Source organism: Flavobacterium artemisiae (assembly GCF_042678225.1).
GTDB classification, from domain to species: Bacteria; Bacteroidota; Bacteroidia; order Flavobacteriales; family Flavobacteriaceae; genus Flavobacterium; species Flavobacterium artemisiae.
This window is the reverse complement of record NZ_JBHUDZ010000012.1, coordinates 171,045-190,282: the sequence shown is the minus strand read 5'-3', so window position 1 is coordinate 190,282 and position 19,238 is coordinate 171,045. Positions and strand designations below refer to the sequence as shown.

General features: G+C 33.4%; 16 protein-coding genes and 2 tRNA genes. 10 read left to right on the top strand and 8 right to left on the bottom strand.

Annotated features, from left to right (window positions below; all coding sequences use genetic code 11):
- Window positions 1-82 precede the first annotated feature (82 nt).
- The 6 genes from ACFSC2_RS11525 to namA form a co-directional block, all read right to left on the bottom strand.
- Window positions 83-943: a hypothetical protein gene (locus tag ACFSC2_RS11525; RefSeq protein WP_379815290.1), complete on the bottom strand. Its 861-nt coding sequence runs from the start codon at window positions 941-943 to the stop codon at window positions 83-85.
- 136 nt (window positions 944-1,079) lie between these two features.
- Entirely contained in the window at window positions 1,080-2,417 is a 1,338-nt protein-coding gene (locus tag ACFSC2_RS11520; RefSeq protein WP_379815291.1) for a DUF5689 domain-containing protein, read from the bottom strand.
- Window positions 2,418-2,435: 18 nt separating this feature from the next.
- Window positions 2,436-5,255 (bottom strand): carboxypeptidase-like regulatory domain-containing protein, encoded by a 2,820-nt coding sequence (locus ACFSC2_RS11515; protein WP_379815292.1) that lies wholly within the window; start codon window positions 5,253-5,255, stop codon window positions 2,436-2,438.
- A 211-nt stretch (window positions 5,256-5,466) separates the two neighbouring features.
- Window positions 5,467-6,687 carry an MFS transporter gene (locus tag ACFSC2_RS11510; protein WP_379815293.1) on the bottom strand — a complete coding sequence of 407 codons (1,221 nt, stop codon included), beginning with the start codon at window positions 6,685-6,687 and terminating at the stop codon, window positions 5,467-5,469.
- A gap of 270 nt (window positions 6,688-6,957) precedes the next feature.
- Window positions 6,958-7,998, bottom strand: a complete 1,041-nt coding sequence (locus ACFSC2_RS11505; RefSeq protein ID WP_379815294.1) for a Gfo/Idh/MocA family oxidoreductase — start codon at window positions 7,996-7,998, stop codon at window positions 6,958-6,960.
- Between the two features lie 101 nt (window positions 7,999-8,099).
- The gene (gene namA, locus ACFSC2_RS11500) at window positions 8,100-9,170 is read right to left on the bottom strand and encodes an NADPH dehydrogenase NamA (protein WP_379815295.1); all 1,071 of its coding nucleotides are present in this window, start codon (window positions 9,168-9,170) and stop codon (window positions 8,100-8,102) included.
- A gap of 197 nt (window positions 9,171-9,367) precedes the next feature.
- Between namA and rseP the strand changes: the two genes are divergently transcribed.
- From rseP to ACFSC2_RS11485, 3 genes are all read left to right on the top strand, one after another.
- A complete protein-coding gene (gene rseP / locus ACFSC2_RS11495) occupies window positions 9,368-10,708 on the top strand; it encodes an RIP metalloprotease RseP (RefSeq protein WP_379815297.1) in 1,341 nt (446 codons plus the stop codon).
- An 86-nt stretch (window positions 10,709-10,794) separates the two neighbouring features.
- A tRNA-Asn gene (locus ACFSC2_RS11490) sits at window positions 10,795-10,868 on the top strand.
- Window positions 10,869-10,904: 36 nt separating this feature from the next.
- Window positions 10,905-10,978, top strand: a tRNA-Asn gene (locus ACFSC2_RS11485).
- 261 nt (window positions 10,979-11,239) lie between these two features.
- On the opposite strand, the gene ACFSC2_RS11480 is transcribed toward ACFSC2_RS11485, so the two are convergent.
- Window positions 11,240-11,923, bottom strand: coding sequence for a hypothetical protein (locus ACFSC2_RS11480; RefSeq protein WP_379815298.1), 684 nt, complete (start codon window positions 11,921-11,923; stop codon window positions 11,240-11,242).
- Window positions 11,924-12,254: 331 nt separating this feature from the next.
- Here ACFSC2_RS11480 and ACFSC2_RS11475 point away from each other — a divergent pair, with 331 nt between their 5' ends.
- From ACFSC2_RS11475 to ACFSC2_RS11455, 5 genes are all read left to right on the top strand, one after another.
- The gene (locus tag ACFSC2_RS11475; RefSeq protein ID WP_379815299.1) at window positions 12,255-12,650 is read left to right on the top strand and encodes a helix-turn-helix domain-containing protein; all 396 of its coding nucleotides are present in this window, start codon (window positions 12,255-12,257) and stop codon (window positions 12,648-12,650) included.
- Window positions 12,651-12,986: 336 nt separating this feature from the next.
- Window positions 12,987-13,871 carry a nucleoside triphosphate pyrophosphohydrolase family protein gene (locus ACFSC2_RS11470; protein ID WP_379815300.1) on the top strand — a complete coding sequence of 295 codons (885 nt, stop codon included), beginning with the start codon at window positions 12,987-12,989 and terminating at the stop codon, window positions 13,869-13,871.
- On the top strand, window positions 13,871-14,860 hold the full coding sequence (locus ACFSC2_RS11465) for a nucleotide kinase domain-containing protein (protein WP_379815301.1): 990 nt from the start codon (window positions 13,871-13,873) through the stop codon (window positions 14,858-14,860). The genes ACFSC2_RS11470 and ACFSC2_RS11465 overlap by 1 nt, the downstream gene beginning before the upstream one ends.
- 2 nt (window positions 14,861-14,862) lie before the next feature.
- On the top strand, window positions 14,863-15,339 hold the full coding sequence (locus ACFSC2_RS11460) for a TIR domain-containing protein (protein WP_379815302.1): 477 nt from the start codon (window positions 14,863-14,865) through the stop codon (window positions 15,337-15,339).
- A gap of 12 nt (window positions 15,340-15,351) precedes the next feature.
- A complete protein-coding gene (locus ACFSC2_RS11455; RefSeq protein ID WP_379815303.1) occupies window positions 15,352-15,960 on the top strand; it encodes an Nmad2 family putative nucleotide modification protein in 609 nt (202 codons plus the stop codon).
- Between the two features lie 85 nt (window positions 15,961-16,045).
- Here the strand turns inward: ACFSC2_RS11455 and ACFSC2_RS11450 are convergent, their stop codons facing one another.
- Window positions 16,046-17,242 (bottom strand): C1 family peptidase, encoded by a 1,197-nt coding sequence (locus ACFSC2_RS11450; protein ID WP_379815304.1) that lies wholly within the window; start codon window positions 17,240-17,242, stop codon window positions 16,046-16,048.
- Between the two features lie 239 nt (window positions 17,243-17,481).
- Between ACFSC2_RS11450 and ACFSC2_RS11445 the strand changes: the two genes are divergently transcribed.
- On the top strand, window positions 17,482-18,279 hold the full coding sequence (locus tag ACFSC2_RS11445) for an AraC family transcriptional regulator (protein WP_379815305.1): 798 nt from the start codon (window positions 17,482-17,484) through the stop codon (window positions 18,277-18,279).
- A 78-nt stretch (window positions 18,280-18,357) separates the two neighbouring features.
- The gene (locus ACFSC2_RS11440; RefSeq protein WP_379815306.1) at window positions 18,358-19,218 is read left to right on the top strand and encodes a CPBP family intramembrane glutamic endopeptidase; all 861 of its coding nucleotides are present in this window, start codon (window positions 18,358-18,360) and stop codon (window positions 19,216-19,218) included.
- Window positions 19,219-19,238 lie beyond the last annotated feature (20 nt).

Below are 19,238 nucleotides of genomic sequence, written 5' to 3'. Positions count from 1 at the left end.
TTTGTTTCTTCACAAAAAAATGGAACTCCATCAAGATAAACTCGACAAAATTCCATTTACAAATGGTCTAAGTTTTAAACCTTTATTCGTAAATAAACGTTTTTTCTGTTTTTACAATTCCATTTTCCTCAATTTGAGAACAAGAAATTGGATAGTTTAATTTATTGTATTTGTATTTTCTGCTGATGGCAACCAAAACGGCAGAAGACGGACTAAAATTCATTTCATTATTATAAGAGATAGATTCAAACTCAAATTCATCTTCATGATACGAAATCATTGGTACGATTACTTTGTAATTATCTCCAAAAAGACTTTGAACAATTAATTGATCAACTGACTTTTTATCATCGTAAGTATACGATTTCGAGATTTTATCTCCCACTAAACCTTTGTGTTTAGACACATTATCGTTTACGTATACATATTCTATTTTACCTATAATCTGTTTGTTTCTGTCACGAGAAGTACGTCTTACAATGATTCCGTTCTCTACAATATATTCAATATCATCAACCAGGTTTTGGTGATTGGTACTTTTCTTTGTAGTCACTTTAACTCTTGCTCCTTCATATCCAAAAGAAACTACTTTTGTAATGTAATTAGGCCCTTCTTGATATTTTTTTACAAATTTTGTGATGTTATTATCCGCATCATAAGTATAGTTTACAACTTCTTTCCAATCGCTTCCTACCTTATCTTTTACGGTCATATCCAACAAACCGTTTTTGTTGTAATAGAAATGCTGTATAACATCAGAAGTTGTAATTGTCTGCAGTTTACCATCTTTAAAAACCATTGTTTTATTAACAATCTCACCATCTTTAGAATTCAGGTAATTTGTTTTTACAATATTAATCTGCTTAAGTTTTACTGGAGCGTCCTGACTGTGCGATAGACATGGCAATACCATCATCAGGATGGCGATAAAGTAGGTTTTCATGTGATATTTGTATTGATTTGGGATGACCAAAGTACAAAAATCAATTAAATTTCAAGGAATTGAAATAGAAAAACTACAAACTTTTCAATAAAACACTAAAAATCAAACAATTATTTTTCAATTTATTAACAGTCTCTTACTTTTCTCCAAAAATCTTCACATCATCTACCATAAAAGCACCGTTTAATGTTTTGTCTTTTCCTGAACCGACATATCTAAATCCGATATTTATGTTTCCCGAATAAGCAGATAAATCTATCCCGCCAGAACTTATAAATTCACGCGACGGAGTTAAAATCGTTGGAATTTTAGCTTCTAATTTTGTCCATTTTGCTTTTGTAATACTGGAACCGTCAAAATTGGTCGAAACATAAATTTCTAAAGTATTGAGTGATGAATCTATTTTTAAATCATGCTGTGCAGTTCTAAAAGATAATACCGCATTTTTGTAACCGTTTAAATTTATTTTTGGAGAAACCAACCAAGCGACATTCTCTGCTGCAGTTGTACTTGTTGTATTAAACTCGGCATAACCATTGCCAGAATACACCATGCTTTTCCATAATTTTGATGCTTTTTCTACAATATTACTCCAGCCGGGAAGGGCAAAATTGACATTGTTTTTAACCGTTTGAAAATCTTCCGAAAAGAACGGAGTGTTTCTTTTACCATTCATCACAATATCATTTTCAGATCGTACCATAAATTGATAATCAGAAGCAAATTTGGTTAGAATCCCACGCACTTTTCCGCTTCCATCCGGCACAAAATGATCGGCAAATTTTGCATAACTGCTGGTTCTAAAAATAATTTGATTTCCAGTTTTGTCTCTTAAATTCCAGTTTGTAGAACCTCCGACATTATTCGATTCTTCAAAATAATGACGGCCTAAAGCAGCTTCTGTAAACTCAACATCTTGTAATTCTATTAGCGTATTTAACTTCGTATCAGAAAGCGCTTCTTCTATAGAAAGTTTTGCAACCAATTTATTTTCATCAATGGTAGTACAAGAAGCATTTAAAACATTTCTAAAATCATTTTGTGAAATTCTCCCGATCGTTGGATCACCAGAATTGCTTACATAAAGACTTCCGATACGTAATCCGCCATAATACAAATCTGTAAATTGATTTTTAAGTTTTACATATACTTTGTTCCCAACTCTGTAATCTATATAGGTATTAGAAACATCAACAGGAACACTAAAACCAATTGCTGGAATTCCATCAGAAGCCAACGTCTGAAGTGATAGGGTTTTGAAAAAATTTCCTCCTTCATCACTTGAAACAACGTATGCTTCTATTATATCATCATATAAATATTGTTTCGCTGTAGTTCCCGAGAGTTTGTAAATATTTTCTACAGATTTATTTACTGTAAAATCGGGCTGCGTACAAGCTAATTTTGGAGATTCAACTTCAGTAGTGCAGTTACATATCATTATTGAGACAAAAAATAAAATTAGTTTTTTCATGAGAAATAAATTTTCAGTTTATAAACCGATTGTAAGATTTAAAAAATAAGTTCGTCCGTATCCGTAATAATATTTAGAACCAAAAGAAGGAGTTCCGCTGGAGACATCTTGATTCAATGCTCTAAAATTCGCATTTCTTGCCTGCTCAAAACCGCCTGTTTTATATAGCAGATTCGTCAAGTTATTTACACTCGCAAAAAGACCAACATACTTTCTATGAATACGCCATGATTTACCGCCGCTAATATTAAGCAGCATAATTGGATCAAATTTTTCTTGTTTTAATAATTCATTTCCACGTTCGAAAGTGGCTTCTGGAAACGGAAAACCATTTGCTGGATTAATATAAAACTGAGATGTTCTCGAAATTGGCGACACATCAATATAACTTTCTGCTAAATAGTTGATATTGGCTCCAAGCCACCAGAATTTAGGATCACGATATTCTAATCCAAATGAATAGGCTTGTTGCGGCGTTCCCGGCTGTTTGTAATTTTTAAGATATGCCGGTCCAAAATCAAAAGTTGTTTTAGCACCATCTTTTGCTCTATTAGCGTCGTTTGTAATTGTTACATTTGGATTACTGCTGTAAATGTAATTTCCAAAAGCGGCAGAAAATGTCGTTTTTACTGTTGATGAAACCTGATACTCAAAACCTAATTCTAGGCCAGTATTTTTCTTGTCCAACTTTGTCAAAGTCTGGCTTACAAAAGCATCTGTCGGATCGTAACCTCCTCCTTTATCAAAAATCCCTTCGGCATAGAAATAAGATGTTTTTGAAGTATTTTTAATTAAAGTATAATAGGCTGTAAAGCGTAATTTTAGTTTCGGAGAACGATAAACATAATTCGCTTCGGCACTGCTTATATTTTCGCTTTCTATTCCGTCAACAACAGCATTATTTAAACGTGAATTTGAAAAAGTGTTTCTAAGCGAAGGCGCTCGGGTAAGATGTGCAAGATTAAAAAACAACAATTGTTTTCCTGAAATTTTATAGGTAAATCCGCCTTTGAAACCAAAATTTTCAAAATTTACTTTATCACTTTTTCCTAAAGAAGTTGTGGCATAAAGTCCGTTTTGGTACAAACCTTCTCTTTGATAATTTGATTGCGAATAAGATTGCGCTAAAAAGAATTCTGTTTTGTTATAAGTGAATTTAAACTGTGTAAAGACATCTAAAGTATTGGCCAAAAGATCATAATTATAACCATAAATATCTCCTTTTTTGACCTGCCTATTTGGGTTTTGCAAATCGGACTGTGAAAGATTGCCTTTGTAAAACGGATCAATATCTTCAAAATATTCGCCTCCTAAAAGATCTAGTAAATATTGAAAATTATGCGATATTAATTTCTTAAAAGTAAATCCTCCATCAAAAGAAATATTCGGAGTTATCTCTGTATTTAAATTGGAGTTTACAGCAAAAGTTCTATCATCCGTTCTGTCTTCATAAAGTACATAATGACTTTTGGATGGCTCAAAACCATTTTGTCCCAACTTTTGATTGGCAAAATACATTTCGTTCCAATTAATCTGCGGATTGGCTAAAAATGAAATTCTATTTTTTTCTGCATTTTCATAATCTGGAGTAAACTCACCTGAAAATTCGCCTTTGTCTTTAGCGTAAAGCGAACTAAAATAGCTTGGCATTTTTCGATAATAAACAGGATCCGGACTGTCGGCATTTTGATAATCGATATTGCTGTTTCCAACTTTTCCAAATTGATACATAATACCAGAATTGAGATTGGTTTTATCATCAATTTTAAAATAATGATTGAGCATCAATAAAGGTTCTTCAACATTTTTTACTTTTGCATTTCGTTTTTTCCCATTCTGAAATCCCCAATACGAATTGTACTTTTCGCCCATTAAATCAACCACTTCATTTGTATTAGCCGAATTTTTTCCACGTGAATTTGGAGTATAAAATCCCGTAAAGTTCAAAGAATGTTTATCGTTTAATTTCTTTTCTACACTAAGAAAAAAAGAATCGGCATTGAAATTTGTGCCTTCAAAATAACCTTCTTCTGCCCAGCGTTTTCCTGCCGAAATTGTGTACGCCCAACCCGAAGCATTCATTCCAGAAGCATAAGTTCCAATTGCTCGCCAGGAATAAGTTGTGTTACTTCCAGAAAAGTTTAGTGATGCACCTTTTCGATACAAAGAAGCTCGAGTAAAAATTTGCTGCGTTCCTAGAATCCCTCCAAAAGTATAATTGGAAGCGGCAGTTCCGACAGAAAACTCCTGATTGCGAAGAACATTGTTTAAACCGCCCCAATTGTTCCATTGCGGTCTTCCGTCGTAGATTTTATTCATCGTCATTCCATTGAGCATCATCGTTCCATTTTCGCTGTCTAACCCGCGAACACGAAACCTGGCTTGTCCCCAATTGAATGCGGATGCCTGCATAAAAGCATCTTTAGAAGATTGTAAAAGTCCGGAAGTCATTTCTGAAGTACTATTGTCTTCAGAAAAATCACTGTCTAATAAAGTAATTAATGCCGCGGGAGTCTCATCAGAAAAGACCTCTTCTAATTGTAAAATCCCTAGATATATTCTTTTTCCAAACTGCGACTTAATTTTTAAAAGCAAGTCTTTGTAACCTTGGCTGTGCACCAATAACAATTGTTCTCCTGCGATAGAAGAATGCAGTTCGAATTTTCCGTTAAACTTTGTGAGCTGTGTTAGATTAGAATTCTGGATCGTTATTACAACATTTTCCAGTGGATTCTGTGTTTTGGAATCTACAATGATTCCACTAAAAATGGTTTCGTCCTGCGCAAAACCAATTTGAAAAAACAAAATTATAAAAAGAACTAGGTATTTTTTTCCCATTAAAAAACTTCAATTTTTGAATACTAATTTTTAGGATGCTTTGATCCTTATTCAAAAGAGGAAATTTGTTTTTTGGAAAATTTCTTATTCAAAGAATAAAATTTTTCAAATATAATTAAAATTGATTAAATGAAAATAAATTCTTACTAATTTTGCCAATTGTTTTTAAAATCTGCTAATTTTATTATTTGAAAGAATGATAACACCCTAGTTATGATGAAGTTATGATTTTAGAAACCATAAAGGCAATCAAGACACCAAAAATTCCGATAAAGGCAAAAGAAAATCGAAGTCCAAAATTCTCTGCAATATGTCCGATTACCGGTGGTCCCATTAAAAAACCTAAGAAACTAACACTAGAAACAATCGTTAGAGCTTCTCCCGCAGGCACGGTTGGATTTTTTCCTGCTATACTGTAAACCGTTGGCACAATCGTAGCAACTCCCAAACCTACAAACATAAAAGCAATTGTACACGGAACAATATAAGGTAGAAAAACGGCTGTAAAAAGTCCCGCCGAAATCATAACGCCGCTTATCTGCATAACGCGTTCACGACCAAATTTGTTGATTAATCCGTCGCCTAAAAATCTTCCGCTGGCCATCATAATCATAAAAGAAGTGTAACCTAAAACAACTAATGGTCCAGGCGCTTTTACAATATCTTTAAAATAAACACCGCTCCAGTCAAACATCACACCTTCGCTTGCCATACTGCAAAATCCGATTACTCCCAGCCAGATTAAGGCGCTGTCGGGCTTGACAAACATCTTTTTTCCTTCTTTTTTAGTTTTTACTTTTTCTTTGGCTCTTACTAAAAATCTAAAATTAAAAGCAATCATTAATAAAACAATTCCGCCCACAATTAAAAAGTGATGCAGCGGACTCAATTTTAAAGCCAGCATTCCTAAACCAACCAAAGCTCCTGTAAACCCAGCAAAACTCCACATTCCGTGAAATGCCGACATGATGGTTTTTCTAAACAAAACTTCGGTATAAACGCCTTGTGTGTTTACGGCGATATTGGCTAGATTTCCGAACAATCCGAACAAAAATAATCCGACAGATAATTGCATGGCTGTTGTTGCCAAACCTAAATTGACAAGACAAAAAACATACATTATTAAGGAGAAAATCAGAATGCGGTGGCTTCCAAATTTGGTGACCATTTTTCCAGAAAAAGGCATTATGGCCAATTGTCCTACGGGAAGCGCAAAAAGAATAGATCCTAAATCGCCTTCGGTTAAATGTAAAGTTGTTTTAATATCTGGTATACGACTTGCCCAAGTTGCAAAACTTAAACCCATTCCGAAATAAAACATTCCAACGGCTAAACGAATTCGATTTAAATAAGACGCTTTTGCCTCTCTAAATACTTTTTTGATTTTCCCTTTGGTTTGAAAAAGCGCTAATGGATTAAAATTTATCAGCATACTGAATTTTGTGTTTTTATGATGTTTTCAAAAATACTAAAAACGCTCGTCAAAGTGCATAAAACCTGATGTTATGCACAATATACAACGTTATTGTTTATAAATTCAATAGATATCAATTGAAATCTTCCTATTAAAATTACAAACTTTTAAGATTTCTTCGGCATAATTGCAATCATTTTTACAAAATCGAGAACGAATGAACAGCTTTTCACCAAAAAAAAAGACGCACTTGTTGTGCATCTTTAATTATGTATTTCGTTTCAAATATTAGATCCTGATTGTTTTCTGTTGTGCGTTACTTGCAATTGCGGCTTCAATTACCTGCATTACTTTTACGCCTTCTTCGGCTGTAACCGGTTCTTTTTTGTCATCTGCAATTGATTCATAAACTCCGTCAAAAAAGCTGAAATAATTTCCTTGAAGTGTTGGTATTTTTTCTCGAACAATTTTTCCATCAATTTCAGTATGCAATAGCCCTTGTAGACTTTCGTCTTCTGTTCCCCAAGAATCTAAATTTGGTTTTTTACCTACTTTCAATTCATCTTCCTGAACATCACCGCGAGGTTTTAAAAACGAACCTTTTTTTCCGTGAATCACATACGCAGGATTGGCTTCTCTAACAAAAAAACCAGCTTTAAGACGTACTCTAAAGTTGGAATAAAACAATGTCAAATCGATCCAGTCGTCTACTACAGAGTTTTCTCTCGTTACTCGAATGTCTCCAAAAACAGCTTTTGGACAGCCAAACAAACTTACGGCTTGGTCAATTATATGAGGTCCTAAATCTTTTAAAACTCCTGCTCCATCATTGGCACTTTCTTTATGCGCTTTTGGACTCAAAATCGGATTGTATCTGTCAAAATGAAATTCGGCTTCTACCAAATCTCCCAAAAGTCCTTCGTCAATTACTTTTTTGATCGTTTTAAAATCGCTGTCCCATCTTCTGTTCTGAAAAACAGCTAATTTTAAACCTTTTTCTTTGGCAATTGATGCCAGTTCTTTGGCTTCTGCAACTGTTGTGGTAAAAGCTTTTTCTACAACGGCATGTTTTCCTGCCAGAAGTACTTTTTTAGCATACTCATAATGCGTTCCTACCGGCGTGTTTACAATTACCAAATCGACATCGTCTGCTAATAATTCGTCCAGCGAAGCGTAACTTTTTACGTATGGATAATCTTCCTGAATTAATTTTTTGCTTCTTTCCCAAGAACCTAATAATTCAAATCCTTCGTGAAGATCTAAAAACGGAGCATGGAAAACTTTTCCCGACATTCCGTATGATAATAATGCTGTTTTTATCTTTTGCATTTGTATAGTTTTTTTTGCCACGAATTGCTCGAATTAACACAAATCGATAAGTATAAAATTTTTAATTCGTGAAAATTTGTGCAATTCGTGGCAAATAATTTTTAAAGTTTAGCTCTTTCGTATTGTTTTGGCCATTGAATATCGTCTCCTAAATCTTTTGCAAAATCCAATGGCAAATTCGGATTTCTAAGAGATTCTCTGGCAAATAAAATCAGATCGGCTTGATTGTTATTTAAGATTTCTTCTGCTTGCTTGGCTTCGGTAATTAATCCGACTGCGCCTGTTGCAATGCTGGCTTCTTGTTTTACTTTTTCAGCAAATTGAACTTGATAACCCGGACCTAAATTGATTTTTTGATGCGAAACCAATCCGCCTGATGAAACATCGATTAAATCTACATCTTTTTCTTTTAAAATCTTCGCCAATTGTACAGATTCTTCAGGATTCCAGCCATTTTCTGCCCAGTCTGTTGCCGATATACGAACAAATAATGGCAAATCAGACGGCCATTCTTCCTTTACAGCGTCAACAATTTCTAACGTAAAACGAATTCTGTTTTCAAAACTTCCTCCATATTCATCGGTTCTAACATTCGTTAAAGGGGATAAAAACTGATGCAGTAAATACCCATGTGCAGCGTGAATTTCTAGAACCTGATAACCCGCTTCTACTACTCTTTTTGTAGCTGCTTTAAAATCAGAAATTACTTTTTGGATTCCGTTTTTGTCTAAAGCTTCAGGAAGAAAAGGTTCGTTCTCATGATACGGAATCGCACTTGGCGCAACGGTCTGCCACCCGCCCTGAGCGAAATCTAATTTTTTATTGCCTTCCCACGGTGCCGAAACACTGGCTTTTCTTCCCGCATGTGCAAGCTGAATTCCAGGAATGGAGTTTTGAGAAACAATAAATTGATTGATTTGTTTTAGTTTTTCGATGTGTTCGTCTTTCCAAATTCCGAGGTCAGAAGGAGAGATTCTTGCTTCTGGAGAAACTGCAGTTGCTTCCTGAATGATCAAACCAACGCCACCTACAGCACGGCTTCCTAAATGAACCAGATGCCAATCGTTTGCAAATCCGTCAACAGAAGAATATTGACACATTGGCGAAATAACGATTCTATTTTTTAAAGTAATTTTTTTTATAGTGAGAGGAGAAAATAATTGAGATGTCATATAATGTAACTTTTTATGATTTTGTACTACCAATTAAGAAGGATAGTGTTTAAAAAGTAAAGTTAAGCATCTCAAGAAAAGTAGTAATCTTATTTTTATTAATTAACAAACATTTAAAACCTTAAACACTATCTTGCACGTTAAATTAAAATAGAAAACGCTACTTTTGTGCGTTAAATACGAACTAAAATTTTAAAATGGATATAGTTATCAAACTCTCTCAATTTTTATTGAGTTTATCTTTACTTATTATTCTTCATGAATTAGGGCATTTTATCCCTGCAAAATTGTTTAAAACCAGAGTCGAAAAATTTTACTTGTTTTTTGATGTTAAATATTCACTTTTTAAAAAGAAAATAGGAGAAACAGAATATGGTATCGGATGGCTTCCGTTGGGAGGTTATGTGAAAATTTCTGGAATGATTGACGAAAGTATGGACAAAGAGCAAATGGCTCAAGAACCACAACCTTGGGAATTTCGTACCAAACCAGCTTGGCAGCGTTTGATTATTATGCTTGGCGGAGTTACTGTAAACTTTATATTGGCATTTATTATCTACATCGGAATGGCGTTTGCTTACGGTGATACTTATATCGCAAATTCTGATTTGAAAGATGGTGTAGCGATTGATAATCCTGCCATGATAAAAGCAGGTTTTAAAACGGGTGACAAAATTATTTCTATTGACAATAAAAAGGTAGAAAATTTTGACAGCGACATGAACATGAATGTGATCATGGCTAAAGAAGTTTTGATTGAAAGAAACGGACAACAGCAAACGATCAAAATGCCTACAGATTTTGTAGATCAATTGTCTAAAACAGAAAAAGGACTTCTTATTGGTATTCGTTACCCTTTTGCAATCGGAAAAGTTGCTGAGGATTCTCCGAATCAAAATTTAAAACCAAAAGATTTGGTTCTTTCTCTTAACGGACAAAAGATTAAATATTTTGATGAAGCTAAAGCAATTTTAGAAGCAAATAAAGAAAAAACAATACCTGCTGTTGTTTTGCGTGATTTAAAAGAAACTCCTATTACATTAAAAGTTACTAAAGAAGGTAAACTTGGCGTTAACGCAGGTAGTTTAGACATGAAATCTTTAGAAAAACTGGGTTACTACAAAATCAGTACAAAAGAATATGGTTTCTTCGAATCTATTCCGGTTGGTCTTCAAAAAGGAAAAGATCAGTTAGTAGGTTACGGAAAACAATTAAAAATGATTTTTAATCCAGAAACCAAAGCTTACAAACAAGTGGGTGGTTTTGCGGCGATTTACAACATTTTTCCTAGTTCTTGGAGCTGGGAAGTTTTCTGGAATATCACGGCTTTATTGTCAATTATGCTTGGAGTTATGAATTTATTGCCAATTCCGGCTCTTGACGGTGGACATGTGATGTTTTTATTGTACGAAATGATAAGTGGCAAAAAACCGAGCGATAAATTCCTAGAGAACGCGCAAATGGTTGGTTTTGTATTACTTATTACACTGTTACTATTCGCCAACGGTAACGATATTTACAAGGCGATTATGAAGTAGAAAAAAAAATTGATAAAAAGAGTGAAAAAGTTTTTGAGAAACTAAAATTTCGATTATATTTGCACTCGCTAAAAAGAACAGCAACTTCCTCCTTAGCTCAGTTGGTTAGAGCATCTGACTGTTAATCAGAGGGTCCTTGGTTCGAGCCCAAGAGGGGGAGCAACTTTTTAGCAAACATATTTACCTTTAAGGTGATTCCTCCTTAGCTCAGTTGGTTAGAGCATCTGACTGTTAATCAGAGGGTCCTTGGTTCGAGCCCAAGAGGGGGAGCTTAAAAAAAAAGACGATCAAATTGATCGTCTTTTTTTTTGGAAAAATTCCAAATCTGAAAAATTCCAAATTCCAATACTATACAGAATTACTTAACCGCAAAGTTCGCAATGTTTTTACGCAAAGTTCGCAAAGCTTTAAAATAAAACCTTTGCGAACTTTGCGCTTTTCCTTTGTGTCTTTGCGGTAAAATCACAAGTATATCGACACAGAAGCACTTTGCCCCTTTGCGCCTCTGCCCCTTTGAACCTTTAAAAAAAGTCACTTCATCGTCAAAGTTTCACTTTTAAACCTTTTCATTAAAAGATCTGCTTTTTCGGTTTCGTTGATAGCTTTTAAGGATTGAGCATAACGGTAATAATAAATCACATCGGGATCTTTTACCAAATCGAATAATTGAGAATAATACGTAACCGCCGAAGTAAGGTTTCCTTCAAAGTATAATCGGTCGGCTACTTTTCTGAGCATTTCGGGCGATTTATAGCCTTTTTCCAAGACTTTCGCGTATGTTCCTACCACATCAACGTTTATGTACTTTTCTTTTGCAGGAGGCGTTACAATCGCAACTTTTAAAGGCTCTACAGATTGAGCTGCAGTTTCAACCGGAGACTGCAAAGGCATAACCTCAACAGGCACTGCTTTTGTTTTTCGTTTTACATATCTCGGAATCACGGTTCGGGTATTGTTAGGCCCCAAATCGTTGGTATACACCATATCTAGTTTTGAAACTTCATAAGTCGTAATCCTGCCTCCAAAAAGTTTATTGATTCTTTCTTCTACATAATATGATTTTATCACGTAATCGTCGTTGTTAGAAAGATTGTCTGTTAACAATATCGTGTTTCCAGATCCCTTTTCGATAGTGGCTTTTTCAGCATGCTGTGCAAAACAGCTGAAAGAAAAAACGAATGCAATAGTGCCAAAAAATGCTTTATACTTTTTCATAGTAACGGCTATTAGATTAATGCCTCAGTAAAAAACCTATATAAAGTTACTAATTCTACTATCCCATTTTTTAGAAACGCTGCAAAAAACAGTTAAAATCGTTTAACTACATCATTCTTTATCAATGACTTAAAACTACATTGCAGCTGTTTTGTATTTCGCTTTCTGTTTTCATGGCACTTAATTTTAATTGTACGAAAAATTGTATTTTTGCCTTCAGGAATTAAACAATAGAATATCATAAGACAAAATACAAGAGATGGTATTTCACCAAAAAAGATAGTCTTTTACCAATATTCCAATTTTTAAGGATTTTTAATATCTTTGAAGTATGAGCACAGCAACAAAACCAAAACATATCGGGAGAAACATAAGCCGCATTCGTGAGCTTAGAGGAATGAAGCAAGAAGCACTTGCCATGGCTATTGGCTTCAGTCAACAAACAATTTCTAATATTGAAGGAAGCGAAACGATTGACGAAGAAAAACTAAACATCATTGCAGATGCTTTGGGCGTTTCGGCTGATGCGATTAAAAATTATAATGATGAAACCTTGCTAAATATTATTAATAATACTTTCAATAGTAATGATAATTCAACAATGAATGCGATTAACATTCAACCAACTTTCAATCCTCTTGATAAAATTGTAGAACTTTATGAGCGTTTGGTTCAGGCTGAGAAAGACAAAGTTGAGTATTTGGAGAGGTTGATGAAGGGGAAGTAAATTTTCTTGAAAATATTATTAAAAGAGGCGCAATTGATGCGCCTCTTTTTTTTGTTTTTTAAGACTTACAAACATTCCCATAATTTTCTTAAAAAAAGAGAAAAACCATAGACCATAAATTTAAAATTCACTATTTCAAGAATTTTTATAAAATTACGGAAAACCATAATTTCTCTATAAATCAATACTTTACATTTACCAATAAAACAAGTATTTATACTTATAACCATTATATTGAAAAATACTTTATTTACACAAATTATCTATTTAAGTAAAATAAGTAGACCTAATTTGATTATTACAAAACTTATTTCTAATTCTTGAAAAACAAAGATTATGGACTTTCAAAATTATCAGGAGCAGGCAAGCAAAACAATACAAAAAAGTTCTTTAGATGAAAAACTTTCATCAATTGTTCCTTTTTTAGGAATTATAGGAGAAATCGGCTCTGTTTTAACACAATTAAAGATCAAATTACGAGATGGTAAATCTTATAAAGTTTACGAACAAAAGTTAAGCGAAGAACTCGGAGATGTATTATGGTATTTATCAACAATCGCGACCCAAAATTCATTATCATTAGATGTAATTGCATCAAAAAATTTAGATAAAATTAATGATCGATTTATGGTTGACGAAAATACTGAATATATCGATTTTGATTTAAATTACCCTGAACATGAACGCTTTCCTGAAGAATTTGAAATTATGTTTAAATCATATGAAGAAAATGGCATGAAAAAATTACAAATTATCGACCAAAGAGATAAAACTATGATAGGCGATCCTTTAACAGATAATACTTATGAAGATGATGGTTATCGTTATCACGATATTTTTCATTATGGCTACTTAGCAATTATGGGATGGTCGCCCGTTATACGTAAACTTTTTAAATTAAAAAGAAAAAGCAATTCAGAAATAGATGTAAATGAGGATGGGGCAAGGTCACAAATCACTGAGGAACTAATTTCACTTTTCATTTATCATCACGCAGCAGATCTAGATTTATTAAAAAATTGCACAACTATTGATTCTGGCATAATAAAGCAGGTTCAAACTTTGGTTAAAAATACAGAAGTAAAAGACTGTAGTGGAAAACAATGGGAAAAAGCTATTTTAAACTCATATGAAATTTTCAACAAGCTAAGAGAGAATGAAGGAGGAAGAGTTTTAGTTAGTAAAAAGAATCGACAATTAATATACCTAGGTAAAAAATAATGAAAAATATTACAGTTTTAAATAAAAGATTAAAACCAAAAGCATCTATAGTTTATGATACTTATTGGAAGTTTGCAACTGAAAGACAAAACGTATTCTTTAAAAGATTTAAGAACTCTCAATATCCTTGGTCAACTGATCTCATACTAAATGAATATAAATTTACTAACACATATAGGGCTACCGACAGAGTGAGTCAATATTTAATTAAAAATGTAATCTATAACGGTAGTCAAACTCCTTCTGAAATTTTTTTCAGAATAATATTATTCAAAATATTTAACAAGATTGAAACTTGGGAGTTTCTAAAACATCAATTAAAAGAAATCAGTTGGGAGACATATTCATTTAATAAATACAATAGTATTTTAAGTGAGCTTATGAATAATAAAATTGCTATTTACTCAGCAGCATATATTATGGCATCTGGAAAATCATCATTTCACGAGACAAAAAAGCATCAAAATCACTTAAAGCTAGTAGAAATGATGATGAACAGCAATCTGGTAAATAAATTAATGAAGGCTAAAAATATGGCTATTGGTTATAATATTTTAAAAGAATATCCAACTATTGGAGAATTTTTGGCATATCAATATATAACGGATATTAATTATAGTACTCTTACAAGTTATTCTGAGCAAGAATTTACTAAAGCAGGACCAGGTGCAAAAGATGGCATTACTAAATGTTTTTCTTCATTAGGAGAGTATAATTATGAAGATGTTATTAAAATGATGACAGATATACAAGAATCGGAATTTGAAAGACTAGGTCTTTACTTTAACAATTTATGGGGCAGACCTTTACAATTAATTGATATTCAAAATATCTTTTGTGAGGTTGACAAATATTCAAGAGTAGCACACAGTGAAATTTTAGGTAAATCTGACAGAACCAGAATAAAACAGAAATTCAAATTTGAAAAAAAGGAAAAAATTGAGTTGTTTTTTCCTCCAAAATGGAATATTAATCATTTAATCATTTAGTTATGAGCAAAAAAAAAATATTTGTAAGCCATAAAGGCATTAATGATGAGTCTTTTCAAAAGCTCAAAGAAATAATATCAAAAGAATTTGACATTGATGACGACAACATTGACGGAATAAAAGACGAACAAACAAAAGAAGAGGAAGAAGAGATTGTAGGTTTGTTAAAAATCAGAATTAATGAAGCCGAAAAATTTATTTGTCTTATTGACGAAAATACTTTTGAAGACGCATGGGTAAATTCTGAAATTGAGTACGCTCATATATGCGGAAAAAGAATTGTAGGAATATACGCTCTAGGAAGTTCTGATAGTGTTGAAATACCTGCGACTTATAAAAAATACGGTGGTCCAATATTAAGTTTGAATTCATTAGACAAATTAAATGAAATTCTAAGTGGTGAAAATATTCCAAACGTAACGCCAGATGGAAATCCAAGTCCACCTTTACACGAATATCCACCAAGGGTAAAATGTTAAACTTCAAAAACAATGAAATATTATTCATATAAAATAGAACACGATTTCGGTTTAGCACCAAATCCTTTTGGCAGTTATTGTACTTTAGCTGTTTGCAGACCTACTATTAGAGGGAACAAAAATCTTGAAATTGGAGATTGGATAATTGGTACAGGTAGTGCTAAACTAAAAAATCTACATCACCTTATTTATGCAATGAAAGTTGAAGAAAAGCTAACATTTAATGAATATTGGAACGATCCAAGATTTAATTATAAAAAACCACAAATTAAAGGAAGTTTAGTCCAAATTTATGGAGATAATTTTTATCATCAAGATTCCATTACGCAAAAATGGATACAAGAAGATTCTGCCCACTCATTCCAAGATGGATCTCCAAATCCTGGGCACATAAAAGTTGACACAGATGGTAAATATGTACTTATTTCTAAAACTTTCTATTATCTAGGGGACAATTCAATTTTAATACCCGAAAACCTTCGTGACATTTGTAGCAATGGAAGAAATATGAAAGGTCCAAGTATTGATATAAAAAATGCAGATAATTTTATAAAGTGGATACAAGATGAATGTCAATTAGGAATTCAGGGAAATCCAATAAGTTGGAAAGATATAAAATAGTAGTAAAATTTATATCGCAAGAACATAGAAAAGCGCCGCAATCCAAAAGATCACAGCGCTTTTTATTTCATAAAACTCTCGGTAATTAAACCCCTAATTTCTTAGCAATTTCAGCAGGAATTCCTCCTTTGTTTACTAGTAATGCAGTAGTTTTATATTTTACGAAGTTCTTAGTTACGAATAAGAAACCTTTGTAGTCGTTTGTTTCTCCCCAAGAATTTTTTACGATATAGTATTCTTTACCCGTTTGATCTTTTGCGAGACCGATAATGTGCATTCCGTGGTCGTCTGTTGTAGTGTAGTTATCAAACGCAGCCTGGCGCATTTCTGGCGTAATTTCTGGTTCAGCTTTTGGTCCGTTAAACATGTCTGCTTTTTCTTCAGCTGTCATGTCTTCGAATTTCTTTTGAGATACATAAGCCACACCATTTTTCCAGCTAAAGCTTTTTTCGCTCACATCTGTTGCCCAAGCTACTGTGTAACCTTTTTTCAATGCATTGTCAATAACATCAGTCATGTCATTCACTTTTACATTGTAAACTTGATCTAATGACCAGTTGTCTGGCACCATCATGGTTGTTTTTTGGTAATATGGAGAAGTTGTAAAAGAAGACATTTCTACATATTCGTCTGGATTAATTCCAACTACTTCTTTAGCAAAAGATTGCGGTGTGTAGTTTTTTCCTTTGTAGGTAAAGTTTTCCGGTGCTTTTCCTAAATAAGAATCGATAACCGCTGCATAAGCTTTTTTCCAGTTTGGAGTCAATTCTCCGTTCGGGTTTTTCACTACAGCTGCTAAAACGCCTTCGATTAAAGCGGCCATTTCGGCAAATTTATTTTTATCTGTTCCGTAGTTTAATCCTGTATATACTTCTCTTGGCACAGTTCCGTATTTTTTGTACATATTAATTACATCGTGCAATGCTCCACCGTCTCCAAGTGTAATCGCTCCGTGCATACGTACGTAGTTTTCTCCTTTGTCAACATATACATTTCGTGCAGAATAAATTTGAGATAATTCTACCGGCTGTTTTCCTAAACGAATCATTTCTGACTCTAAAAATGAGTTGGTAGAATAACTCCAGCAAGTTCCAGAAGATCCTTGAGTTTTTACCGATGTTGTTCCTAAGTTGATTACTTCTGTAAATTTAAAGTTCTCTTTACTTTTGTCGCTTGCATTTAGTTTAAGTGAGTTTACTAATACGTCCTGCGCAAAACAGCCTGCTGTTCCAGCCAAAAATACTGAAGCGGCAAACATTGATTTGAATGAAAATGTATTCATAGTATATGTTTAAGTTTAATAAATTAGTCTTTGGTGTTTCTAATTTGTTACAAAACAATTAAATTTTATGTAATTTGTTGCTATTATGCGGTTAATATTTTCACAATCTTTTTATTAAGGTGTATAATAGTACAAAATCTGCAAAACTGAAGCGACTGTTTTTTATTAGTTTGAAATGCTTTTGTAATTAGCAGTTTAATAGTATTTTGGTAACTGAAATTACAAGCCAAAAAACCGAAATGTACGAACTGGAAAAAGAGAAGTATTTAGGTAATACCAAAAACATCTTCAACAATCAGCAGGGAATTGCTGTTGTTGAAACAGAGTATCAGAATAAGGTTTTTGAAGGCTGGCATTCTCATGAAAATGCTCATATAACGCTTTTTCTAAGAGGCGGTACATCAGAAAAACGAAAAAATTCGAGTACGGTTGTAGGGCCGGGTTCTTTATTATTTTATCACAGCGACGAACTGCATCTGAATCAAAACACGCTTTTTCCTTCTAAAAACATCAATCTCGAAATTGATGAAAATCTTCTGAAAGAGTTTCAAATCAACGAAGCGGTGATCGAAAAGTCGGTTGAGAATACAGCGCTTACTAAATTCTTGATGCTTAAGATTTTTAAAGAGTCTCAAACTGCTGATCCTTTTTCCGGCGATACTATAAATATGTTGTTTGCCCAATTGGCGCAGGCAAATAAGCATGCTGATAAGTATGAAAAAAGTCCGATTTGGGTTAAAAACCTGCACGAATTATTAAACGACTGCTGGAATGAAAATCCAAATCTACATGATCTGGCGAATGTTCTACACTTAAATCCGATTACGATTTCTAAACATTTTCCGAAATATTTTGGCTGCACTTTGGGAGAATATATGCGCCGCATCAAAATCGAACGATCTCTCCCGCTTATAGAATCGAGCAAAATTAATTTAACCGAAATTGGTTTTCAATGTGGTTTTGCCGATCAGAGTCATTTTATAAGAACGTTTAAAAACCAAACGGGATTTCTGCCCAAACAATTTCAGAAAATTTAAGCAAGGCAAATTTCATTCTATTTTTTGGTTTTGATGCACGATACATTTGCATCACATTAATCTTAAAACCAAATCTAAATGGAAACTTTGACTACCAAACAAAAAATATTCAATTCGCCTGTAACCAAAATTATTCTGGCACTGCTTGCTTTTATGGCCGTTATTATAATCGGTCAGCAGGTTGCTTCAAAATTATTAGCCTTAACCGATTTAGACAAAAATATCAGAAACGTTCTAAAAGGGCTTTTTGTGTCTTCTGCAGGGATTCTTACTTATATTCTTTTCTTTAAAAAATATGAAAAAAGAGCCATAACAGAATTTTCTACAAACGGTCTTTTTAAAAATGTTTTCAGCGGTATTTCGATTGGTTTTATTTTGCAGTCGCTGATTATTTTGATCATGTACCTCAATGGAAATTACAGCATTATAACGCTTAATCCTGTTTCGTATATTATTATTCCGTTTATAATCATGTTTACGGTGGCTATTATCGAAGAAATATTGGTTCGAGGCATTATCCTGAGAATTATGGAAGAGAAACTGGGAACTTATATTTCGCTAAGTTTTTCGTCTATTCTATTTGGAGTTTTACACTTGGCAAATCCTCACACCACTTTAATTTCTAGTTTGTGTATTACCGCTGCCGGTTTTTTAATGGGTGCCGCTTTTATTTACAGCCGTAATTTATGGTTTCCGATTGCTTTACATTTTGCTTGGAATTTTACGCAATCTGGAATTTATGGTGCAATTACTTCTGGAAATGAACAAACAGGAAGTCTTGTAAATGCCAACATCCAAGGTCCTGAAATTATGACCGGAGGAGAATTTGGCCCAGAAGGCAGTATTCAGGCAACTTTGCTGTGTTTTATCGCTGCCGGACTATTATTAATGCTATGCAAGAGACAAAATAAAATCGTTAAACCTTACTGGAAAAAGTAATAAAATAAAACCTCGACAGG